At 57.4% G+C, this 22,367-nt stretch carries 19 protein-coding genes; 8 read left to right on the top strand and 11 right to left on the bottom strand.

Annotated features, from left to right (window positions below; all coding sequences use genetic code 11):
* Positions 1-5 precede the first annotated feature (5 nt).
* Positions 6-1,589: an alkyl hydroperoxide reductase subunit F gene (ahpF, locus tag NCG89_RS10540; RefSeq protein ID WP_251086493.1), complete on the bottom strand. Its 1,584-nt coding sequence runs from the start codon at positions 1,587-1,589 to the stop codon at positions 6-8.
* A gap of 98 nt (positions 1,590-1,687) precedes the next feature.
* On the bottom strand, positions 1,688-2,257 hold the full coding sequence (gene ahpC, locus NCG89_RS10535; RefSeq protein ID WP_251086492.1) for an alkyl hydroperoxide reductase subunit C: 570 nt from the start codon (positions 2,255-2,257) through the stop codon (positions 1,688-1,690).
* A gap of 106 nt (positions 2,258-2,363) precedes the next feature.
* On the opposite strand from ahpC, the gene oxyR reads away from it, so the two are divergent.
* Positions 2,364-3,263 (top strand): DNA-binding transcriptional regulator OxyR, encoded by a 900-nt coding sequence (gene oxyR / locus NCG89_RS10530; protein WP_251086491.1) that lies wholly within the window; start codon positions 2,364-2,366, stop codon positions 3,261-3,263.
* Between the two features lie 120 nt (positions 3,264-3,383).
* Positions 3,384-4,976: an ABC-F family ATPase gene (locus NCG89_RS10525; protein ID WP_251086490.1), complete on the top strand. Its 1,593-nt coding sequence runs from the start codon at positions 3,384-3,386 to the stop codon at positions 4,974-4,976.
* Positions 4,977-5,672: 696 nt separating this feature from the next.
* Here the strand turns inward: NCG89_RS10525 and NCG89_RS10520 are convergent.
* A complete protein-coding gene (locus NCG89_RS10520; RefSeq protein ID WP_251086489.1) occupies positions 5,673-7,112 on the bottom strand; it encodes an aldehyde dehydrogenase in 1,440 nt (479 codons plus the stop codon).
* A gap of 419 nt (positions 7,113-7,531) precedes the next feature.
* On the opposite strand from NCG89_RS10520, the gene NCG89_RS10515 reads away from it, so the two are divergent.
* Positions 7,532-8,248: a YebC/PmpR family DNA-binding transcriptional regulator gene (locus NCG89_RS10515; protein ID WP_251086488.1), complete on the top strand. Its 717-nt coding sequence runs from the start codon at positions 7,532-7,534 to the stop codon at positions 8,246-8,248.
* 70 nt (positions 8,249-8,318) lie between these two features.
* Here the strand turns inward: NCG89_RS10515 and NCG89_RS10510 are convergent, their stop codons facing one another.
* Positions 8,319-8,822, bottom strand: a complete 504-nt coding sequence (locus tag NCG89_RS10510) for a hypothetical protein (protein WP_251086487.1) — start codon at positions 8,820-8,822, stop codon at positions 8,319-8,321.
* Positions 8,823-9,280: 458 nt separating this feature from the next.
* On the bottom strand, positions 9,281-10,111 hold the full coding sequence (locus NCG89_RS10505; RefSeq protein ID WP_251086486.1) for a LysR substrate-binding domain-containing protein: 831 nt from the start codon (positions 10,109-10,111) through the stop codon (positions 9,281-9,283).
* 107 nt (positions 10,112-10,218) lie between these two features.
* On the opposite strand from NCG89_RS10505, the gene NCG89_RS10500 reads away from it, so the two are divergent.
* Positions 10,219-11,394, top strand: coding sequence for a YbfB/YjiJ family MFS transporter (locus NCG89_RS10500; protein ID WP_251086485.1), 1,176 nt, complete (start codon positions 10,219-10,221; stop codon positions 11,392-11,394).
* Between the two features lie 30 nt (positions 11,395-11,424).
* Positions 11,425-12,459 (top strand): NAD(P)H-dependent flavin oxidoreductase, encoded by a 1,035-nt coding sequence (locus tag NCG89_RS10495; RefSeq protein ID WP_251086484.1) that lies wholly within the window; start codon positions 11,425-11,427, stop codon positions 12,457-12,459.
* Between the two features lie 110 nt (positions 12,460-12,569).
* On the opposite strand, the gene parE is transcribed toward NCG89_RS10495, so the two are convergent.
* From parE to NCG89_RS10475, 4 genes are all read right to left on the bottom strand, one after another.
* A complete protein-coding gene (parE, locus tag NCG89_RS10490; RefSeq protein ID WP_251086483.1) occupies positions 12,570-14,459 on the bottom strand; it encodes a DNA topoisomerase IV subunit B in 1,890 nt (629 codons plus the stop codon).
* Between the two features lie 113 nt (positions 14,460-14,572).
* Positions 14,573-15,160: a YqiA/YcfP family alpha/beta fold hydrolase gene (locus tag NCG89_RS10485; RefSeq protein WP_251086482.1), complete on the bottom strand. Its 588-nt coding sequence runs from the start codon at positions 15,158-15,160 to the stop codon at positions 14,573-14,575.
* Positions 15,161-15,176: 16 nt separating this feature from the next.
* Positions 15,177-15,884, bottom strand: coding sequence for a metallophosphoesterase (locus NCG89_RS10480; protein WP_251086481.1), 708 nt, complete (start codon positions 15,882-15,884; stop codon positions 15,177-15,179).
* Between the two features lie 176 nt (positions 15,885-16,060).
* The gene (locus NCG89_RS10475; RefSeq protein WP_251086480.1) at positions 16,061-16,504 is read right to left on the bottom strand and encodes a DUF1249 domain-containing protein; all 444 of its coding nucleotides are present in this window, start codon (positions 16,502-16,504) and stop codon (positions 16,061-16,063) included.
* Positions 16,505-16,638: 134 nt separating this feature from the next.
* On the opposite strand from NCG89_RS10475, the gene NCG89_RS10470 reads away from it, so the two are divergent.
* Positions 16,639-18,072, top strand: coding sequence for a TolC family outer membrane protein (locus NCG89_RS10470; RefSeq protein WP_251086479.1), 1,434 nt, complete (start codon positions 16,639-16,641; stop codon positions 18,070-18,072).
* A 22-nt stretch (positions 18,073-18,094) separates the two neighbouring features.
* Here NCG89_RS10470 and waaA read toward each other — a convergent pair whose 3' ends face one another.
* Both waaA and NCG89_RS10460 read right to left on the bottom strand, forming a co-directional pair.
* The gene (waaA, locus tag NCG89_RS10465; protein ID WP_251086478.1) at positions 18,095-19,363 is read right to left on the bottom strand and encodes a lipid IV(A) 3-deoxy-D-manno-octulosonic acid transferase; all 1,269 of its coding nucleotides are present in this window, start codon (positions 19,361-19,363) and stop codon (positions 18,095-18,097) included.
* Positions 19,364-19,465: 102 nt separating this feature from the next.
* Positions 19,466-20,389 (bottom strand): Ppx/GppA phosphatase family protein, encoded by a 924-nt coding sequence (locus NCG89_RS10460; RefSeq protein ID WP_251086477.1) that lies wholly within the window; start codon positions 20,387-20,389, stop codon positions 19,466-19,468.
* Between the two features lie 86 nt (positions 20,390-20,475).
* Between NCG89_RS10460 and trxA the strand changes: the two genes are divergently transcribed.
* Positions 20,476-20,802 carry a thioredoxin TrxA gene (gene trxA / locus NCG89_RS10455; RefSeq protein WP_251086476.1) on the top strand — a complete coding sequence of 109 codons (327 nt, stop codon included), beginning with the start codon at positions 20,476-20,478 and terminating at the stop codon, positions 20,800-20,802.
* A 232-nt stretch (positions 20,803-21,034) separates the two neighbouring features.
* Positions 21,035-22,303 carry a transcription termination factor Rho gene (gene rho / locus NCG89_RS10450; protein ID WP_251086475.1) on the top strand — a complete coding sequence of 423 codons (1,269 nt, stop codon included), beginning with the start codon at positions 21,035-21,037 and terminating at the stop codon, positions 22,301-22,303.
* The last annotated feature ends 64 nt before the right edge of the window (positions 22,304-22,367 follow it).

Below are 22,367 nucleotides of genomic sequence, written 5' to 3'. Positions count from 1 at the left end.
AGCTGTTACGCTGCCTTGGTTTCGGCCGAGGGCGCCGAGCTGCGAATCAGGTAGTCAAAGGCACTCAGCGCACCCGTCGCACCGGCACCCATCGCAATAATAATCTGCTTGTAATGCACCGTGGTGGCGTCACCGGCGGCAAAGACGCCGGGCAGATTTGTCTCGCCCTTGCCATTAATCACGATCTCGCCTCGCGGGCTCAACTCAATGCCACTGGTCTTCAAAAACTCGGTGTTGGGCACCAGACCAATCTGCACAAAAATCCCGGCCAGTTCGATCTGCTGGGCCTCGCCGCTCACCCGGTCGGTGTAGGCCAGCCCCGTCACTTTCTCGCCATTGCCAAGAACTTCGGTAGTCTGGGCATTGAGGATGATGTCCACATTTGGCAAGGAGCGCGCCTTGCGCTGTAGCACCTCGTCGGCACGCAATTTACTGTCGAATTCCAGTACTGTGACGTGCTGGGTGACCCCGGCCAGGTCAATGGCCGCCTCGATGCCGGAGTTGCCGCCGCCAATAACCGCAACACGCTTGCCTTTAAACAGCGGACCATCACAGTGGGGGCAGTACGCTACGCCTTTGCCGCGGTATTCCTGCTCCCCCGGCACGTTCATTTCACGCCAGCGCGCGCCGGTGGCCAGCAACACTGACCGACTGCGCAAGGTTGCACCACCCTCAACCTGAAGCTCCACCGTGCCATCATCGGCGAGGGTCAGCCCGGTCGCTTTGTGCCCTGCCATAATGTCGACGTCGTAATCCTTTACGTGCTCTTCCAGGTTGGCGACCAATTTCGGCCCCTCGGTGGCACTGACCGAGATGAAATTTTCAATACCCACGGTGTCGAGCACCTGGCCGCCAAAACGGTCTGCGACAATGCCGGTGTTAATGCCTTTGCGCGCGGCATAAATGGAAGCCGCCGCCCCGGCAGGACCGCCGCCCACTACCAGCATGTCGAACAGGGCCTTTTGCTCCAGCTTCTTGGCGCTGCGCGCTGCCGCATTCTTGTCTACCTTCTTCAGAATATCGGCAATCGACATCCGCCCCTGGCCAAAGCTCTCGCCGTTCAAAAACACCGAGGGCACAGCCATCACCTTGCGCCGATCAACCTCTTCCTGAAACAACGCGCCATCAATCATCTCGTGACGAATATTCGGATTGATGATCGCCATCATGTTCAGCGCCTGGACCACGTCGGGGCAATTCTGGCAGCTCAGCGAGATGAAGGTCTCAAAGTGAAACTCCCCCTCCAATCCCTCAATCTGCTCGATCACTTCAGCATCCAGCTTTAGAGGATGTCCGCCGCTGTGCAGCAGGGCCAGCACCAGGGAGGTGAACTCATGGCCCAGGGGGATACCGGCGAAGCGCAGCTCCGTTCCCTTCGCCACTGAGCGCACCCCCATAGAAGGCACGCGAGCAGTGCTGTCACTGCCACTGGCCGCAGTAACTTTGGGCGACAAGCTCACCAGCTCGTCGATCAGTGCGCCAAGCTCTTTGGATTTATCATCCTCACCCAAATAGGCCAGCAGCTCGACCGGCGTTTTTAAATTCTGCAGGTAGCTTTGCAGCTGTTTTTTCATATTTGCGTCTAGCATAACAACTCCAGAGAACTCGAAAGTATTCGGAAAAAGGGCCCCCGGGAGGGGGCCAAACATGGGGTTACTTCAAAGGTACCCCTACCTGAGGGACGGACTTAAATCTTGCCAACCAGATCCAGCGAGGGCGACAGGGTAGCTTCACCGGGCTGCCATGCAGCGGGGCACACTTCGCCATCGTGATCGGCGACGTATTGGGCAGCCTGTACTTTGCGGACCAGCTCTTTTGCGGAACGACCAATACCCAGGTCATGCAGCTCAGCCACTTTAATTTCGCCCTCGGGGTTGATCACGAAGGTGCCGCGCAGCGCCAGACCGTCTTCTTCAATCATCACACCGAAGTTACGGGAAATGGTGCCAGTGGGGTCGCCGATCATCGGGAATTGAATCTTACCGATCGTTTCTGAGCTGTCGTGCCAGGCTTTGTGGGTAAAATGGGTGTCGGTGGATACCGAGTACACTTCTACACCCATCTCCTGCAGCTGTGCGTAATGGTCAGCCATATCGCCCAGCTCGGTGGGGCAGACAAAGGTGAAGTCGGCGGGGTAGAACATCACCACAGACCACTTACCTTTCAGGTCGGCGTCGCTGACGGGAATAAACTCGCCCTGATGGAATGCGGTAGCGGAAAAAGGCAAAACTTTCGTGTTGATAATACGTGGGAACATAGCGATCTCCTGATGAATGGGTTAGTGCTCAATTCCCGACCTATGCTATAAATCCCATACCAAAAGCTCTAATCGATTGTTTTTATTATTTTCATAGCTGAAACCGATGATAAAACTGCGCGACCTCCAATATCTCAATGCCGTGGCCGAGCACCAACATTTTGGCCGCGCTGCCGACGCCTGCTTTGTGAGCCAACCGACCCTCAGTGGTCAGATAATGAAACTCGAGGAACAGCTTGGGCTGACGCTGTTTGAGCGGCATCGCAAACGCATCATGCTGACCCCGGCTGGCGAGCAACTCATACAGCGGGCCCGCAATGTGCTGCGCGCCGCCGATGATTTTGAAGAGGCCGCCCGCGCCCTGGCCGACCCCCTTGCGGGGGATTTGCACATTGGCCTGATACCCACCGTGGCGCCCTATCTCCTTCCCCACATCATGGGTAAGCTCACCAAGGCTTTGCCGGCAGTGAATTTCTTCCTCCACGAGGACCAGACCAAAGTCATCATGCAGCAGCTTGACGAGGGCAAGCTCGATGCGGTGATTTTATCCTGGCTCAGCGATATGAAAGGTGTTGAACGCTACACCCTGTTCGAAGAGCCTCTGGTATTAGCCACCCCCCAGCAGCATCCATTGGCGGCAAAAACAGAGGCCAACCTGCAGGACCTGGATGGGCAGTGGGTGCTTACCCTGGAGGACGGCCACTGCTTGCGGGATGAAACCCTGGACTATTGTTTTACCGCTGGTGCCCGGGAAGATACCCGCTTTCAGGCCACCAGCCTGGAAACTCTGCGCTACATGGTAGCCAGCGGCCTGGGTATCACCCTGATGCCAGAGTTGGCCATTAACCCCGCCGATGGCGAGCGGGGACTTCACTACATTCACTTCCGCACTCCTGCACCCACCCGGCAGATTTGCCTGCTGGTGCGCCCCAATTACTCCCGCATGGCCTGCATTCGCGAAGTGGTGAGCTGCATTCGCCAGGCAATGGCGTCGCCAGCGAAGTAGTCCACATCGGGCGCGGCGCAACGTCCGTTTGCGCCCGATTGTTCGATTTTCGCTGCCAAAACCGCTATAGTGCGCGCCCTGCACGCTGCACTCCACTCACTCTCATCCCTGGAAAACACTGTGATTTCTGCTGCCAACATCACCATGCAATTTGGTGCCAAACCCCTGTTTGAAAATATCTCGGTCAAGTTCGGCGGCGGCAACCGCTATGGCCTGATCGGCGCCAACGGCTGTGGCAAGTCGACCCTGATGAAAATTCTCGACGGCAGCCTCTCCCCCAGCGCGGGCAATGTGTCCATTGACCCCAACGAGCGCATCGGCAAGTTGCACCAGGACCAGTTCGCCTTTGAGAATTACTCCGTGATCGACACCGTGATCATGGGTCACACCGAACTGTGGGAAGTGAAGAAAGAGCGGGACCGGATTTACTCCTTGCCAGAAATGAGCGAAGAGGACGGCATGAAAGTGGCCGAGCTGGAAGTCGCCTTTGCCGAGATGGACGGCTACAGCGCTGAGAGCCGGGCCGGAGAAATTCTGCTGGGTGCCGGCATTGAGGAGTCCCTGCACTTCGGCCCGATGAGTGAGGTCGCCCCGGGCTGGAAACTGAGGGTGCTGCTGGCCCAGGCCTTGTTTTCCGATCCGGATATCCTGCTGCTCGACGAGCCGACCAACAACCTCGATATCAATACTATCCGCTGGCTCGAAGGGGTGCTGAATCAGCGCAAGAGCACCATGGTGATCATTTCCCACGACCGCCATTTTCTCAACACCGTGTGCACCCACATGGCCGATATCGACTATGGCGAACTGCGGGTCTATCCCGGCAACTACGACGATTTCATGACCGCCGCCACCGCCGCCCGTGAACGCCTGCAAGCTCAGAATGCCAAAAAGTCGGCCCAGATTGCCGATCTGCAGCAGTTCGTCAGCCGCTTCTCTGCCAACGCCTCCAAGGCCAAACAGGCCACCTCCCGGGCCAAGCAAATCGAGAAAATCAAACTCGATGAGATCAAGGCCTCCAGCCGGCAGAACCCCTACATCCGTTTCAAGCAAGACAAAAAGCTGCACCGCCAGGCGCTGACCCTGGAAAAGCTCAGTCACGGCTTTGGCGGCGAAACCTTGTTCAACGGTGGCGACTTGATTCTGGAAGCGGGCTCGCGACTGGCGGTGATCGGCGAAAACGGCGCGGGCAAAACCACCTTTCTGCGCTGTTTGATCGGCGAGCTGCGCGCCAATGGCGGCAACGTGAAATGGGCCGAAAACGCCAGCGTTGGCTACTGCCCCCAGGACAGCAGCAGCGATTTCGACAACGACCTGACGCTGTTTGAATGGATGAGCCAATGGCAGAAACCCAGCCACGACGACCAGATCGTACGGGCCACCCTCGGCCGCCTGCTGTTCTCCTCAGATGAGTTCAACAAAAAGGCCAAGGTCTGCTCCGGAGGCGAGAAAAACCGCCTGTTGTTCGGCAAATTGATGATGATGGACTGCAACGTGCTGGTGATGGACGAACCCACCAACCACCTGGATATGGAGTCTATCGAGTCGCTGAACCTCGCCCTTGAGCACTTCGACGGCACTTTGATCTTTGTCAGCCACGACCGGGAGTTTGTGTCCTCCCTGGCCACCCGGATTGTGGAAATCCGCGACCACCAGATTCACGATTTCCAAGGCACCTACGACGAGTTTCTTGCCAGCCAGGAGCAGGTTTAGGACGCTGGACGCTAGACGCTAGACGCTAGACGCTAGACGCTAGACGCTAGACGCTAGACGCTAGACGCTAGACGCTAGACGCTAGACGCTAGACGCTAGACGCTAGACGCTAGACGCTAGACGCTAGACGCCAGACGCCAGACGCCAGACGCCAGACGCAGACGCTAGACGCTAGACGCTAGACGCTAGACGCTAGACGCTAGACGCTAGACGCTAGACGCTAGACGCTAGACGCTAGACGCTAGACGCTAGACGCTAGACGCTAGACGCTAGACGCTAGACGCTAGACGCTAGACGCTAGACGCTAGACGCTAGACGCTAGACGCTAGACGCTAGACGCTAGACGCTAGACGCTAGACGCTAGACGCTAGAAAAGCATGATTTGGCGCCGGCGCATGTCAAGCATTTAGCGCACTTTTTTTATTTCAACGCCAATCTCTATTCAGCGTCGCCCCCAAGACGAACTCCCAACTCCGTCGCCCCGGCCCCCGAGCCGGGGCCCAGTTGCTCCCGTGCTCAAGACCCCTGGATTCCAGATCGCAGACAACGCATCCGGAATGACGGATGTTTGAAATCTTGCGGAGACGCGGTGTCAGAGGTCAGCCCCACCTCACCCATCCCCCAAAACGCAAAAAGCCCGGCTGTCTCCAACCGGGCTTCTCAAACATCAGGCCGCTGACACGGCCCGGCAGGTTATCAACCCATCAGGTAAATTGACTTGTATTGCTGATAGGCAAAAATAGCCTCGGGGCCCATTTCCCGACCCAGGCCGCTGGCTTTCACGCCGCCGAAAGGTGCGTTCAGGTCTGGCATATAGCCGTTCACCCCAATGGTGCCGGACTCCATTTGCCGGGCAACGGCGGCAGCGTGCTCGCTGTCGGTAGACCATACCGTGCCGCCCAGACCATAGATGGAGTCATTGGCAATGCGAATTGCGTCGGCTTCATCTTTATAGGAGATGATGGACAGCACCGGGCCGAAAATTTCTTCCTGGGCGATCACGGCAGAATTGTCGACATCGGCAAACACGGTAGGCTCCACGAACCAGCCCTTTTCCAGGCTAGCGGGACGGCCGCCACCGGTCACCAGTTTGGCTTCGGTTTTACCTTTGGCGATGTAGGATTCGACCCGCTGACGGTGGGCAGAGGAGGCCATTGGGCCAACAACCGTGTTGCGATCCAGTGGGTTGCCCTGGGGGAAGGAGGACACACCCGCGGCGATGGCTTCCACCACTTCGTTGTAGCGGCTGGCAGGTGCCAGAATGCGAGTACAGGAGAAACAGGCCATGCCGCTGTTGAGCATGGACACAGAGGGCACCGCCTGCACAAAGGCGTTCAGATCCATATCGTCCAGCAGAATCGCCGCGGACTTACCGCCCAGCTCCAGGCTGACCGGACGCAGCAACTTGGCACATTCCTGAGCAATAATGCGGCCCGCCGTGGAGGAGCCAGTGAAGGCCACTTTGTTTACCCCGGGATGTGACACCAGGTAAGCACCCAGCTCGCGACCACCGGGCACCCAGCTGATCACACCGGGAGGCAGCTGAGCTTCTTCAGCGGCTTCGGCGATCAATACGCTGTCGAGCACAGTTTCTGGAGAGGGTTTGAGCACAATGGCACAGCCTGCCGCCAGCGCCGGGGCAATTTTCATCATCGACAGGATGACGGGGAAGTTCCAGGGCACAATCGCGCCAACCACACCCACCGGCTCACGCCGAACCAGAGTCGTTGAGCCCAGCGGAGAAGGGCGGGTTTCTTCCAGCTCCATGCCCTTGGCCAGCTCGGCGTAGTAACGCAGCAAGCCGACGGTGTAACCCGCCTCCAGCTGCTCAGACATGATGATCGGCATGCCGTTCTGGCTGCTGACAGCCTCGGCAATCTGGGGCGCGCGCTTCTCAATGGCATCGGCAAATCGATGCATGGCGGCGCTGCGCTCTTCCGGGGTCGCCGTTGCCCAGGCAGAATTTTTCAGCGCATTGCGGGCGGCATCGACCGCACGGTCGATATCGGCGGGGCTGCCTTCGGGAACACTGCCAAGCACCTCTTCGGTGGCGGCACTGATTGCTTGAATTCGGTTGCTGGAGGCGGGTTGCACCCACTCACCGCCGATGAACAGGGTTTCCTGATTAACTGCCATCTGTCATTTCTCCTGAGAGTGTTATTTTTCGACCCACTGTCGCCTGGGCGTGGCCATCGGCCAAGCCATTGCCACCCACCGTGATGATATTGAATGAGCTCATCTTCGGGTGAGCAGCCTGTCTTCTGTGATTGCTGCTTATCGCGTTGTTCTTTCTCGCCCGTTCGGGCCTTCCCATCAGGCGTATACATAGGGTCACGCGCTGTGAAAATGGTAAACCGACGACGGAAAACCAGTGTAGATCAGCTCGCCGGGAAAATCATCCGCTAACGTACTTTTAGCCTTAGCACGATAGCCGCCGGCCAGTTTTCGGCCCGCAAACCCAGGCGGCGCGCCACTGACCTGGGCAAAAGGATTCCCAAGCCCGGGGCAGTAACTATAAAATGCCCCCCTTCAAAAATCGTCAATGGAATCATTCAATGGGCCGCGCTTACCAAAACCGCAAAGACTCCATGGCCAAAACGGCTGCTGCCAAGACCAAGGTATACAGCAAGTATGGCCGTGAAATCTACGTGACCGCCAAAGCTGGCGGCACCGACCCCAGCGCCAACCTGAGCCTGCGGGGCCTGCTGGAGCGGGCAAAGAAAGACCAGGTCCCAAGCCACGTTATCAAGAACGCCCTGGACAAGGCCGAGGGCGGCGGCGGTGAGGATTTCTCGCCAGCACGCTACGAAGGCTTCGGTCCCGGCAACTGCATGGTTATTGTTGATTGCCTGACAGACAACCCCAACCGCACCTTTGGCGATGTGCGCCTGGCCTTCACCAAAACCAAATGCAAAATTGGCACACCCGGCACCGTGAGCCATATGTTCGACCACGCTGCGATTCTGGTCTTCCCCGGTGAAGACGAAGAAGAGGCACTGGAAGCCCTCATGGAAGCGGAAGTGGATGTGAGCGACATCGAATGTGAGGACGGCAAAATCTCCGTCTTCGCCCCCCACACCGATTTCTTCAAAGCCAAGCAGGCCCTGCTGGATCGCTTCGGCGAAATTGAATTTGACGTGGAAGAAATTCAGTTCATCCCGCAGACCACAACACCAATCAGCGACGAAGATATGCCGCTATTCGAGAAGTTTCTCGACATGCTCAACGACCTGGACGACGTTCAGAACGTGTATCACAACGCGGAAGTGTAATAACCGACGCGATTTCTTGAACGTACTTTGGGGCATTCCGCCCCAAAGTGCACATCGTCAAACCCCCTGTTCAGAATGCCGCGAGCAGCTCGAGGCTGACCGAGTTAATCGCCGCCTCGTTCACCTGATAGCGTTCAAAGCTCATATTCAAACTGCCACGCCCGCCGTAGTACCAGGAAACTCCCCCGCCGTAGTAAGGCAAACCGGCCTTGCCAAACACACCCCACTCACGATTTTTATAGGCGTAGGCTTTCACACCCACCAAGGGCGAGGACAGTGACACGCTTTCGGTCGCACTGCCGAAAGGTGTCTTCATGGTGGCAGAAAATTCTCCGAAGCTGATATACCCCGCCTCAATGGCCAGATTGGGTAGCAGGCTGTAACCGATGATGCCGCGATAGGCCGCGGCCTGATTGTCCACCTCAACTCCGGGCTGATCCTCGTAGGGATTGTCTGCCAACGCTTCGCTCAGGCCGAAACCCAAGTAGATGTTTGGTTGATTGGGGGTGCCCGCATGGACCATCCCGATACCGCAGAGGACTGCCAGCGAACACAGCAAGTATGATTTTTTCATCGCAGTGTGCTCGTCAGAGTTAGTACGATTTCACACTGTATTGAGAGCCCAAATTTCAGCGATTGGGGCTATCACCTGAGCCAATAAGTAATCTACACAGGCATAAAAACTTGCGCACCACCGGCCAGCAAAAGATAGGGCTGAAGTTCGAGATAATCCCCGATTTAGGGCGAAAATTAGCCTCTTAAGCTATCGACACGGAAATCGGTGCAGGTCTTGCGCCATTACCGCGCACTGGGGGTTTCGGTGAAGTTTGAGGGCCACTTCACATCAAATTTAAAGCGATTAACAAATATCTAACATCACAATTAAGACGCAAAATTCCTACTTACCCGTTGCAATGAAAGTTTGAGCGAAGGACCGCCGATTGCAGGACAACATTCATCGCAGAAACAGATGCCCTGCAACGCGCTTCTTGGCCGGCATCATCTCCGTCCTCCCACCATCTAGTGGCCGCCTCATTTCAGCAGTTTTGGGAGGAAAGTCATCATATTCTTTAACGGTGGACTGAGCTCACCCGCCCACACCAAGTGGGTTGTGTTGTCACGAATTTCCCATGGCAGCACATGCCGCTTTACCGCGCCACTGCCCGCCACACTGTCCAGAACGCTGGCTGGTACAACGGCCACGCCAGCACCCGCCGCGACACAAGCCACGATGGCATGGTATGAACTTAAATCCAAAAATCGCGACGGGCTGGCCCCCGACGTCGCAAACCAATCCACCAGCACTCGCCGATACGAGCATCCGTGCGGAAAGGCGACAGCAGACAAGCCATTCAGCTGGCCAACCTCCCTCACATCGGGAACCTCCTTCGACGTGATCAAGGTCAGCTCTTCCTGAAAAGCCGCCATCGACGATAGGCCTCCGCGAATCTCGAAGGGCTGCGACACGAACGCGGCATCCAGTTCGACGCTTTCCACCTGATCAAGAAGCGAAGCCGTGGTCCCAGTGCGCAACTCCACCTGAGTCTCAGGAAACTTGTTGTGGAATGCCGCCAGAATGGAGGGAAGTCTGACGCTGGCCGCACTCTCAAGCGACCCAAGTTTTAGCGCACCTCGCACCGAGCCATGAATCAGTTCCTGCTCGACCTCATCAGCCATGCGCAAAAGTCGCTCGGCATGGCCAAAAAGATTACTGCCTGACGCGGTAAGCACAATATTTCGACCTTGCCGCCGAAACAGCGGAGTGCCCAGCCGTTTCTCAAATTGCTTTATCCTGGTAGACACATTCGACGGAACGCGGTTTAGCCGTTCAGCCGCTCGCAGAACCCCGCCTTCCTGGGCCACGCAACGAAAAATCGCCAAATCCTCCAATGTAATTATTCTCATAATAAGAACATTCCGCAGAAATAATTCAATTTTTTATTTTACCCAAAACCAGTCTAATTGGCTGCATGAAACCGCCCGCCGCTACGGATACCTCTGCTCTCGATATCACCCTCATCGGTGTGATCGCCTTGGCCATTGCCATGGGAATCGGCCGATTCGCGCTCACACCACTGATGCCGATCATGCTAAGAGACAACACCATCACCCTCACCACTGGCATCGAGTGGGCTATTGCCAACTATGCAGGCTACTTTCTTGGGGCTGTTTCGGCGCTTCGGTTTTCAAACTGCCCTTTGAGAGCGCTGACCACTGGGGCGGTAGGTGTGACCGTAACAACATTTTTCATCGCTGCAGCCCCACCAGCCTTCCCATTTTTGGGCACGCTGCTGCGCGGCACATCGGGCATTTTCAGCGCCTGGGCCTTAATTGGCGCGACTGCGTGGTGTTTGCCAGCGCTGGCGCGCGCCGGTAGCCATGCAGGGGGAAGGATATACACCGGCGTTGGCATCGGTATATTTGTTACCGGCTTGGTAACCTGGCTCGGAGGTCACCAGTCGGCAAAAGTGTTATGGACCCAACTCGCTGGCATCTCGGCTGCAGGCACGATTTACATACTACGCAGCACCAGAGCCCTCTCCAGCAAGCGTGAAGTCATTGAGCACCCTATCGAACCCTCTCAGCTCTCAAAGGCGGGACCAAAAATCGGGCTACTTGTCAGTTACGCATTTTTCGGCTTTGGCTACATCATACCTGCTACGTTTTTGCCAACGATGGCAAAGAGCCTCTCAGCAAATACGTTTATCTTTGGCTTGGTATGGCCGATATTCGGCTTAGCCGCTGCGCTGGCCGTCGGACTCGCAACTTTGAAACAACCGAAGCGACCGCCTCGCAAGATGTGGGCGAGTTCCCAAGCGGCGATGGCACTGGCAACGCTCTTGCCACTGATCAAGCAATCCATCGTGACGATTTCGTTGGCCGCCCTGCTCGTTGGCGCCGCATTTATGATCGCCACCATGGCCGGACTGCAACTGGCGCGAGCTGTCGAACCACACCGGCCCAATCGGATAGTCGCCCAGATGACGAGCGCATTTGCCCTAGGTCAGATATCGGGTCCACTATCCATCCACTGGGTTGAAGGCTTTCCGTTGCTCGGCTGGGATGCGATGCAAAGCGTCAGTATTTTAGCGACCACGCTTTTAGCCATCTCCACGATCTGGCTTTGGGCCGGCGCCGGGCAGTAGTAATTTGCATGCAACAGCAGAAAGGACCCTATGAATCTATCAGCCCTACTAGGAACCGACTACCCCATTCTCCAGGCGCCCATGGCTGGCGTGCAGGACAGTGCTCTGGCGATCGCAGTGTCGAACGCCGGGGGCCTTGGCGCCCTGCCCTGCGGCATGCTTAGCAAAGCACAGATAGGAAAGGAGGTTGGCAATATTCGTTCGCAGACTCAGCGCCCGTTCAACCTCAACTTTTTTGCCCACCGCATGCCGCACTGCAACGAAGAAAAAATCTTGCGGTGGCAGCACCAATTTTCTGCCTATTTTGAAGAGTATGGTATCGACACCGACGCACCTCTAACAGGACCATTGCGCAGACCCTTCGATGAAGAAATGGCCGATCTTGTCAGCGAATGCCAACCTCGGGTAGTGAGCTTTCATTTTGGGCTGCCGCCACCGGAACTGATCGAGCCAGTCCGTCGCGCCGGCGCCAAAATCATCGCTACGGCTACCACAGTGCACGAGGCAATATGGCTCGAATCCAGAGGGGTTGACGCAATAATTGCACAAGGCCTGGAAGCGGGCGGGCACCGTGGAATGTTTCTTACCGACGATCTTCGAGAACAGAAGACGCTGGCGGACTTGTTACCTCAGGTCGCAAGCGCGGTTAGCCTCCCGGTTATCGCGGCCGGTGGCATCATGAGCTCAAAAGACGTTAAAGCAGCATTTCATCTCGGCGCCGCTGGCGTACAGGTTGGCACGGCCTATTTACTCTGCCCTGAGGCTAACACCAGCGGGGTGCATCGCAAGGCAATCAAAGATACCAAGCGCGACACCGCAATCACCAACGTCTTTTCGGGAAGGGCGGCCCGCGGAATTGCAAACCGATTGATGATGGACATCGGGCCGCTAAACCCAGACGCGCCTCCGTTTCCCCTGGCCAGTGCTGCAACTTCAGAACTGCGCAAAAAGGCGGAAGCCATTGGCATTGATCACTTCACACCGCTCTGGGCGGGCAGCCACTTCAAGGACTGCAAAGAGATATCAGCAGCAACACTGACTGAACAACTGGCAAGCGAGATCTGAAACGATTGATCGGGTCACAGGTATCACCGGGCAGCCCAAGAGTGCCCTCTTATTGGCCGCCCAGTGCATCAAACGATTTTTTCAGTTAGCGCAAAGCGCGGGTAAAACCGCTACATCATCAGCTCGGCTTCGTCGCCATATTTCTCCAACCAGGCTTTACGGTCGGCGGCGCGCTTTTTGGCCAGCATCATATCCATCTGGCCAACGGTGTCTTCGTCATCTTCGATGGCCAGCCGCACCAGGCGCCGGGTATTGGGGTCCATGACCGTCTCGCGCAGCTGCAGGGGGTTCATCTCACCCAAGCCTTTGAAGCGGGTCACTTGCACTTTGCCACGCTTGTTTTCCGCATCGATGCGGTCCAGCACCCCTTCCTTTTCTGCATTGTCCAGCGCGTAATAGACTTCCTTGCCCACATCGATTCGGTACAGCGGCGGCATGGCGATAAACACGTGGCCCTGCTCCACCAGCGGGCGGAAATGCCGTAAGAACAAGGCACATAGCAAGGTAGCAATGTGCAAACCGTCCGAGTCCGCATCGGCCAGTACGCAGATTTTGCCGTAGCGCAGACCGCTCAAATCAGGGCTGTCTGGCTCAATGCCCAGGGCCACCGAAATATCGTGTACCTCCTGAGAAGCGAGGATGTCGGCTGAGTCGACTTCCCAGGTATTCAGAATTTTCCCTCGCAGCGGAAGGATTGCTTGGTATTGGCGGTCCCGGGCCTGCTTGGCGCTGCCCCCGGCCGAGTCACCCTCAACCAGAAACAATTCAGACCGCTCGATATCCGCACCGGAGCAGTCGGCCAGCTTGCCGGGCAAGGCAGGGCCGGCAGAGACTTTCTTGCGCACCACTTTTTTGGCTTTGCGCAAACGGCTTTGGGCGCTGTCGATACAGAGCTCAGCCAGGCGCTCGGCGTCTTCGGTGTGTTGGTTCAACCACAGGCTAAAGGCATCTTTGGCCACCCCGGCGACAAAGGCCGCCGCCTCTCGGGAACTGAGGCGTTCCTTGGTCTGGCCGGAGAACTGAGGATCGGCCAGTTTGGACGACAGCACATAGCTGCATTTATCCCAGATATCATCCGGGCTGAGCTTGACCCCACGGGGCAGCAGGTTGCGAAACTCGCAGAACTCGCGCATGGCATCGAGCAGACCACTGCGCAGGCCATTCACATGGGTACCGCCCTGGGCGGTGGGAATCAGGTTGACGTAGGACTCGGTGAGCAGCTCGCCGCCCTCGGGCAGCCATTGCACCGCCCAGTCCACCGCTTCGGTGCGGCCGCTGAATTGACCGACAAAGGGCTGGGCTGGCAGTACCTCAAAGCCTTTGGTGTGGCCTTGCAGGTAATCGGCCAGGCCATCCTCGTAGTACCACTCTTCGCTCTCGTCGCCGGTTTCGTCGACAAAGCTGACGCGCAGGCCCGGACACAGTACCGCCTTGGCCCGCAATACATGCTTCAGTCGACGCACGGAAAAACGCGGGCTGTCGAAATATTTCGGATCGGGCCAGAAGTGGATCGCGGTGCCAGTATTGCGTTTGCCGCAGGTGTCGATCACTTCCAGCTCGGAGGCTTTGTTGCCGTCTGCAAACACCATCCGGTAAACGTTACCGTCCCGTTTGATCTCCACCTCGAGGCGGCTCGACAGGGCGTTGACCACTGACACCCCGACACCGTGCAAACCGCCGGAGAACTGATAATTATCGTTGGAGAATTTACCGCCGGCGTGGAGGGTAGACAAAATTACCTCTACCCCGGGGAGCCCCTGTTCCGGGTGGATATCCACTGGCATGCCCCGACCATCGTCGGCGCAGATTAGCGAGCCATCGGGTTTGAGGGTGACCGAAATCTGCTTGGCGTGACCGGCCAGCGCTTCGTCTACGCTGTTGTCGATCACCTCCTGGGCAAGGTGGTTGGGGCGAGTGGTGTCGGTATACATGCCGGGCCGTTTGCGCACGGGCTCCAGTCCGGTCAATACCTCAATCGATTGGGATGTATATTCAGCCATGAATCTTCCGCGGCCTGACGCCGCCTTTTTAGATGTCTACAACAAACAGGCCGCATTGATAGCGAGGCAACCCTCGAAGCACCATCAACACGCTGAAATAAGGTGGGGTATTGTTAACCGAGCAGGCCCAGAAATTCCACCACCCGGTGGAAATAGCGCTCAAAGCCCTGAAATGCGTGGTCCCCGCCGGGCTCTACCGTCAATTTGCTGTGCTGGTAGTAATCCTCGGCCCAGCGATAATCCAGGGTCTCATCGCCCTCCTGCAGCAAGGCCCAATAATTTTGCGGCGCAGCAAGCGCGGGCAGGTAGAGAGACGTCAAAATATCCACATGATGGCTATCCAGACTAAAGCGCGAACCCGTGTAGGGGTTGTGGTGCTCGCCAATAAACTTCTCTACCAGATGCTGAGGGCGCACCACCGGGTTGATCAGCACTGCACGCAAGCCAAAGCGCTCTGCCAACACCGTCGACAGAAAGCCGCCCATTGAGCTGCCAATCAGCCCAACCTTGTCATGCCGCGCGAGGCAATCCATGACCGCCTTCGAGCCGCGCTCATAAGCCTGGTCTGGGGTATCCCCCAGGGCGGGTACGGCGTAGTGAATGTCGGGATGATGACTTTTCAGGTATTCCCCCATCTGCACCGCTTTGTGGGACTGGGGGGAAGAGATGAAGCCGTGCAGATAAACCAGTGCCGCGCTCACGGGAAAACACCAAACATCAATAACCTCTCGCTGAGTGATCGACCGCGAAATTGCCCGCCACCCGCTTCACCTGGGTTTCGAAGGTGCCATTGCCGTGCAAAGCAAAACACCGATACCCCGGGTTGATACTGTCGAGGGCAAAGTCTTCACTGCCCGGCGCAAACTGAATACAGCTCGACGGGGTTGAGATCTGACGGATGCCCTCGGCGTTCTGGTCGCTCTCTTGATGGACATGGCCACACACCAGCGCTTTGATGTGGGTTTGCCCGCCGATCAGAGAAAACAACTCGTCAGCGTTGCTGACCCGCTGCTCATCCAGCCAGTCACTGCCCACCGGCAGGGCGTGATGATGCATAAAAATCAGGGTCGGCATGCCGCTGCTGGCCGCTAACCGGACTTTCTCCAGCTCACTCGCCGCCAGCCGGCCACCGACTTGCCCCGGCACCGCCGTATTCAGAAATACAAATTGCCAGCCTTCCAGCAGCAGCGAGCCCGGCATGATCTCGGCGCCGATTGCCGCGCGCATTTGCACTGCATCATCGTGATTGCCCGGCAGCCAAACCATGGCACCGGCCATCCCCTGCAAACGCGCCTTCAACCGGTGGTAGGCATCGACCTGACCATCGCTGGAGATATCGCCTGAGACAATCAACAGATCCGGTTTCGCGCCACCAGCCACCTGCTGGAGCACCACCTCAAGGCTTCGATCCGTATCGAGACCCAAGAGGGTCTCCCCCGCTCGTCCGCCGAGATGGCAATCGCTAATCTGCACTACATGCAGCGGTCGTTGAACAGAGTTGGAGGACACCAAATAACCCAAAGCTTAAGTATGTATGCCCAGTTTATACGGTAAGGGTTGGGCCAAATCTAGCGAACACCGATTGAAAACCGCGCAGTCGGTCATATTTCCAAAATTTTTAAGGGGTCCGTCAGCGAATGTCCCTGCGCCAGACAATGGCAGAGAATCTCACCGAGATAACGATTGAGTTGGCGCTTCTCGTCCCGCTGCAACATGGCCGGGTTAGGATAGGGTTGCCGGGCCTGCTTGACCCGAATGCCCTGCACCGCCACCACTTCCGCCAAGCCGGCATCGTGGTAGACCTGCACCGACATTTGCGGCGACGCCCACTCGCTGTTGCCAGGCTTGGCCAGCTCCACCTCAATGGAGGTGGTATACGGCGCGCACTCCGTTATGCGGAAATGGACCGTTGCATCAACCAGCCCGTAAGACAGCTGAGTACTGGCAACGCAGGTCTCCGGCAGCAGTTTTTGCAGCCGCAGGTAATTGAGTTCGCAATCGGCAAGATGCTCGCTCAGATTGACTTGATAGCGTTGAATGCTCACACTGCCTCAGAATTTAGTTAGTGCACTATTTAAATTTACGAAAAAGTAATGTTCCGCTCTTGCGCTGCGTCCTTTGCTACACTGTCTCCGCTCCGGGCGCTGCACGACCACCCATTCGAAACAGGTTAACCTCAATGATCGCGAAACGTCATCCCCTCTATGCCGCAATGTTGCTTGTCGGCCTGTCCGGACAAGTCGCCTTGGCCGACACGCTGCTGGATGTCTACGAACTGGCGCTCAAAAACGACCCCGTATTGAAACAGGCCGAGGCCAACTATCGGGCCAACCTGGAAACAGAGAATATCGCCCTCTCCGGCCTGCTGCCCCAGGTGGTCGGCCAGGCCTATTACGAAGACGCCGAGACCGACAGTGAGCGGGCCAGTACCACCATCACCGATGACGGCATGGGCGGCACCACCTCCAGCATCATCGACCAAAAGGCCAGCACCGACTCCGAAACCGAGGCCTACTCCGTCAGCCTGACCCAACCGATTTTTGATCTGCCCGCCTGGTTCACCTTCAAAGCCGGTAAGGCAGTCAGCGAACAAGCCAAGGCCCAACTCGCCTACGATCAACAGGACCTGATCGTTCGCGTTGCCGAGGCCTACTTCAATGTGCTCCGGGCCAAAGAAAACCTCGACGCCTCAAAGGCCGAAGAAAAAGCCGCCAATCGTCAGCTCGAGCAAACCCAACAGCGCTTCGACGTCGGCCTGATCGCCATCACTGACGTTCACGAAGCCCGGGCCGTTTACGATGGCATTGTCGCCCAGCGCCTCGGCTTTGAGGGCTCACTGGCCATTGCCCGAGAAAACCTGAGCACCCTGACTGGCCAGGAGCATCACAACCTCTGGTCCCTCCAGGACAGCTTCCCCATTGCCATGCCAGAACCCAGCGACCGCAGCGAGTGGGTCGAATTCGCCCTGGCCAACAACTACCTGCTAAAGGCCGCTGGCGCCAACCGGGATTCGGCCTACCAGAACGCCCAAGCCAAAAAGATGGAGCACCTGCCCACGGTGACCGGCAGCTTTACCTACAGCAAGCAGGACCTGGACGGCAGCACAACCTTTAACCCCACCAGCGCCTTTGCCACGCCGCCTGACAGCTATTCCGAAACCGAGGCCCTGCGCGTCACCCTGACTGTGCCGCTGTTTGCCGGCGGCGGTATCAGCGCCGCGCGCAGACAAGCTTTCGAGCAATACAATGCCGCTCAGCAGGGCAGTATTAACATCCTGCGTCAGGTTATCGCCGGCACCCGGGCCCAGCACATTGCTGTAAATACCGATGTTCAAACAGTAAAAGCGCGCAAGCAGAACATTATTTCCGCCAGAAGCGCACTGGATGCGACCGAAGCCGGTTACGAAGTGGGAACGCGTAATATTGTCGATGTGCTGGAAGCACAACGCAACCTGTATGCCGCCATGCGCGACTACACCAATGCGCGCTACGACTACGTGCTGGACGTGCTTCGGCTAAAACAAAATGCGGGCACCCTGAGCCCCGCTGACATCAACGACCTCAACACTTGGCTGGAAGCAGCGGGCGAAACCACCCTGTCAGAACAAAGCTAGCCTTTCTCGTTGGCACCCTACTTTACTTGGCGAGGGCGCCATCCACCGCGGCAATCAGGCGCGCCAGGGCGCCGCGGTTGGCCTCCACGACCCCCTTTGCCGCGGCGCCGCATCGACGCCGTTCTTGCGGATCTGCCAACCAGCGGGCAATCACCTCTGCCATTTCCGACTCACCTGACACCTTGACCAAGCCGCCGGAAGCCTGCAGCAACGCACTAATCTCGGCAAAGTTAAAATCGCTCTCGCCGGTAATCACCGGTATACCCCAGGCCGCCGGCTCCAGACTGTTGTGACCGCCCCTGGCAATCAGACTGCCGCCAACAAAGGCCAGATCACCCGCACCTAGCAGCAACATCAATTCACCCATCGTATCGCCGAGCAACACGCTACAACTGATGGCGACCGAGTCGCCGACGGCACTGCGCCGGGAATATCCGAGCGAGCTCGACGCCACTAACTCAGCCACCTGGGAAAAACGCTCCGGGTGGCGCGGCACCAGCACCAGCAGTAAATCGGGAAAGGTCGTCAACAACTGACGATGCACCGCCAGCAAGATTTCGTCTTCGCCGTGATGGGTGCTGGCGGCGACCCACACCGGCCGCCCCTCCAGACTGCCGCGCAGCGCGGCGGCACGGGTGGCCAGCTCCGGGCCGATGGTGACATCGAATTTCACACTGCCGGAGACCGCGACGCTCTCTGGCCGCGCACCCAGCGCGATAAACCGGCGGGCATCATCCTCGGACTGGGCCAATACCTGATCGAACGCGGCAAAAGCGGGCTGAACCAAGCTGGAAAACCGGCCATACCCCTTGGCAGAGCGCGCCGACATCCGCCCATTTGCCAGCAGCACGGGAATACCCCGAGCGGCGGTCTGGCATACCATGTTCGGCCACACCTCCGTTTCCATAATCACCGCAGCACCGGGCTGTGTCGTATTGAGAAAGCGATTTACCACACCGGGCAGATCGTAGGGCGCGTAGCAATGAAAAACCCGATCCCCGAACAAGGCCTTAACCCGCTCAGACCCCGTCGGGGTCATGGTGGTTACCACCACGGGTAACTCAGGGTAATTGTCGAGGAAGTGCAGGATCAGCGGCGCGGCAGCAATCGTTTCGCCAACAGAGACCGCATGGACCCAGAGCCCATTGGCCTGTGGCCGCTGGCGCAAGTAACCGAAGCGCTCGGCAAACCGCAGGCGGTAAGCCGGCGCCTTGCGACCTCTCAACCAAAGGCGCAGTAAAATTAGCGGGCAGAGCAAATAGAGCAGAGCGCTGTAGAGAGTTCGCGACATAGTCCTGAGCATCTAAAAAAATCACGCCATTCTATCAGGCGGGCAGGCCACGACCCCAGTCATAGATATCGGTTTTGCTAACGCAGCCCACTAAGCCCGCTGCTACAAACCCGGGTCGCCCTGGGATACCCATCGATCCATCACGCCCTCACGCAGGCCGCCCTGAGACAACACCATGTGTTCAATGGCGAGGCTATCAAACAAGGCCTTCACAATGGCCACCCCCGATGCAAAGACACCACGGCGGTCTTCACTGAGGCCGCCGTATTCAAGCTCACCCAGGGTGGCGAAACGCGTAATATCCTCAGCCAACCAGGCCAGTGCAGCAACCGAGATACCCGACTCACACAATTGCAGGCGGCGCAGTACCGCCTCAACGGCAAGCAGTGAACCCGAGCTACCCACCACCGTCAGGTCGCCGCCGCGGAACCTATTCATTCCCAGGCGCTGCGCCGCCGCGACAAACTCTCCCTTGGCGGCGTCATAGGCCTCATGAAAGGCCGCAGCAGTCAGCGTGTCATCAGGAAAATATCGCAAATAACTGAGGCAACCCACCGATACACTACAAAAGGCCGACAGCGACTGGCCGCACCCCAGGGCAATCTCAGTGCTGCCGCCACCGATATCCACGACCAGGTAGTGGCGTTGATCATCGAAGCGGGCACCCACGCCGCGATAGACCAGCGCCGCTTCCTCCTCGCCACTGATAATATCGGGCCTGACACCGCACACCGCCGCCACCTGAGTGAGAAAGTCATCGCAATCGGTTCCCCGCAGCGAAGCGGTGGCCACAATGCGCAGCTGCCCGCAATCGTGAGCCTCCAGCAATGACATATAGTCCCGCAGGCACCCCAGCGCCCGCGCAATCGCCTTGTCACACAGCGTCCGCCCCCGGCGATTTGCCGCCAGCTGCACTTTGCGCTCTGCGGTTTTGAGCGGTACCCAACGGCCCGCTTGCACCTCGGCAATCAACAGATGAAAACTGTTAGACCCCATATCCACAACGGCCACACGCGGTGATGTCATCTTCGGCTGCGCCTTTTCACTTCCACTTTGCACCTGTGCTATGATCTCACATCCTTTAATTCTGATGTTTAATGCGGAGATTCCCCATGAGCGAGAAGATCGTTCACGTCACCGATGCCAGCTTCGAGGACGAAGTCCTCAAGTCAGAGGTGCCGGTTCTAGTCGACTTTTGGGCAGAGTGGTGCGGCCCCTGTAAGATGATCGCCCCCGTTCTGGACGAAATCGCGAGCGACTACGGCGATAAAATCAAGGTGTGTAAGGTTGATGTTGATGCCAACGCCGAAACTCCCGCCAAATTCAGTGTACGCGGCATCCCAACACTGATGATTTTCAAAGGCGGCAACGCTGAAGCCACCAAAGTTGGTGCCCTGTCAAAGACCCAACTCACCGAGTTCGTCAACAGCGCGCTGTAAATGCTTCACCCAGCCCAATCCCCTATTGGGCTGGGTATTTACAACACTAGACGGCCTCTGTTTTCGGTGATAGAGTTCGGCTGTCCCTGCAAAGACTACTCAAATAACTAACCTGTTTTACTTTTTCGCTTCCACGACTTTGTCGAGTTCGTTTTCGGCTTTCCGTCTCCGCCGTTCCCGCGTCTCGAAATTCTCTCTTCCATTATTTTTTTGAATCTACAATCTCATACCTATGAATCTAACCGACCTTAAAGCCAAACCTGCCCAAGAACTGCTCGACATCGCCAAAGAAATTGGCCTCGACAACATCGCCCGCTCCCGCAAACAGGACATTATTTTTTCCATCCTGAAGCGTCACGCCAAAAGTGGCGAAGACATTCACGGTGACGGCGTACTGGAAATTCTGCAGGACGGCTTCGGATTCCTGCGCAACGCAGATTGCTCTTACCTCGCAGGTCCGGACGATATTTATGTTTCCCCCAGCCAGATACGCCGCTTCAACCTGCGCACTGGTGACAGCATCTCTGGCAAGATTCGCCCGCCCAAAGAAGGCGAGCGCTACTTTGCCCTGCTCAAGGTCGATGAAGTTAACTTTGCCCGCCCCGAGCAATCCAAGAACAAAGTACTGTTTGAAAACCTCACCCCGCTGTTCCCCAATGAGCGCCTGACGCTGGAACAGGGCAATGGCTCCACCGAAGATCTGACCGGCCGCATCATCGACCTGGCAGCGCCCATCGGTAAAGGCCAGCGCGGTCTCATCGTGGCACCGCCCAAGGCCGGTAAAACCCTGATGCTGCAGAACATCGCCCAGAGCATCATTCGCAACAACCCCGAGTGTTATGTGATCGTGCTGCTGATCGACGAGCGTCCGGAAGAAGTGACCGAGATGCAGCGCTCAGTCGGCGCCAAGGGTGCCGAGGTGGTCGCATCTACCTTCGACGAACCCCCGGCCCGTCACGTACAAGTTGCCGAGATGGTCATCGAAAAGGCCAAGCGCCTGGTTGAGCACAAGAAAGACGTGGTCATTCTGCTGGACTCCATCACCCGCCTGGCCCGGGCCTACAACACCATCGTGCCCAGCTCCGGCAAGGTTCTGACCGGCGGTGTGGATGCCCACGCCCTGGAGCGCCCCAAGCGTTTCTTCGGCGCCGCCCGTAATATTGAAGAAGGCGGCAGTCTGACCATCATCGCCACCGCCCTGATCGATACCGGCTCCAAAATGGACGAGGTTATCTACGAAGAATTTAAAGGTACCGGTAACAACGAGTTGCATCTGGACCGGAAGATCGCCGAGAAGCGGGTCTACCCCGCCATCAACATCCGCCGCTCCGGCACCCGTCGTGAAGAGCTGCTCACCGGTGAAGAAGAGCTGCAACGGATGTGGATTCTGCGCAAACTGCTCCACGGCATGGAAGACACTCCGGCGATTGAATTCCTGATCGACAAGCTCAAAGACACCAAGACCAATAGTGAATTCTTCGATTCAATGAAGAGGAAGTGATTGAGGCGTCTGACGTCGGAAGTCTGACGTCGGACGTAAGAACCCGTAAACCGATTGTTGGACG

The organism is Spongiibacter taiwanensis (genome assembly GCF_023702635.1).
GTDB classification, from domain to species: domain Bacteria; phylum Pseudomonadota; class Gammaproteobacteria; order Pseudomonadales; family Spongiibacteraceae; genus Spongiibacter; species Spongiibacter taiwanensis.
This window is presented reverse-complemented; position numbering and strand designations above follow the sequence as displayed.

Excerpts from the sequence above, each read along its gene's own strand:
- ahpF (WP_251086493.1), bottom strand. The coding sequence starts at position 1,589 with ATGCTAGACGCAAATATGAAAAAACAGCTGCAAAGCTACCTGCAGAAT.
- ahpC (WP_251086492.1), bottom strand. The coding sequence starts at position 2,257 with ATGTTCCCACGTATTATCAACACGAAAGTTTTGCCTTTTTCCGCTACC.
- oxyR (WP_251086491.1), top strand. The coding sequence starts at position 2,364 with ATGATAAAACTGCGCGACCTCCAATATCTCAATGCCGTGGCCGAGCAC.
- NCG89_RS10520 (WP_251086489.1), bottom strand. The coding sequence starts at position 7,112 with ATGGCAGTTAATCAGGAAACCCTGTTCATCGGCGGTGAGTGGGTGCAA.
- NCG89_RS10515 (WP_251086488.1), top strand. The coding sequence starts at position 7,532 with ATGGGCCGCGCTTACCAAAACCGCAAAGACTCCATGGCCAAAACGGCT.
- NCG89_RS10510 (WP_251086487.1), bottom strand. The coding sequence starts at position 8,822 with ATGAAAAAATCATACTTGCTGTGTTCGCTGGCAGTCCTCTGCGGTATC.
- NCG89_RS10500 (WP_251086485.1), top strand. The coding sequence starts at position 10,219 with ATGAAACCGCCCGCCGCTACGGATACCTCTGCTCTCGATATCACCCTC.
- NCG89_RS10495 (WP_251086484.1), top strand. The coding sequence starts at position 11,425 with ATGAATCTATCAGCCCTACTAGGAACCGACTACCCCATTCTCCAGGCG.
- parE (WP_251086483.1), bottom strand. The coding sequence starts at position 14,459 with ATGGCTGAATATACATCCCAATCGATTGAGGTATTGACCGGACTGGAG.
- NCG89_RS10470 (WP_251086479.1), top strand. The coding sequence starts at position 16,639 with ATGATCGCGAAACGTCATCCCCTCTATGCCGCAATGTTGCTTGTCGGC.
- waaA (WP_251086478.1), bottom strand. The coding sequence starts at position 19,363 with ATGTCGCGAACTCTCTACAGCGCTCTGCTCTATTTGCTCTGCCCGCTA.
- NCG89_RS10460 (WP_251086477.1), bottom strand. The coding sequence starts at position 20,389 with ATGACATCACCGCGTGTGGCCGTTGTGGATATGGGGTCTAACAGTTTT.
- trxA (WP_251086476.1), top strand. The coding sequence starts at position 20,476 with ATGAGCGAGAAGATCGTTCACGTCACCGATGCCAGCTTCGAGGACGAA.
- rho (WP_251086475.1), top strand. The coding sequence starts at position 21,035 with ATGAATCTAACCGACCTTAAAGCCAAACCTGCCCAAGAACTGCTCGAC.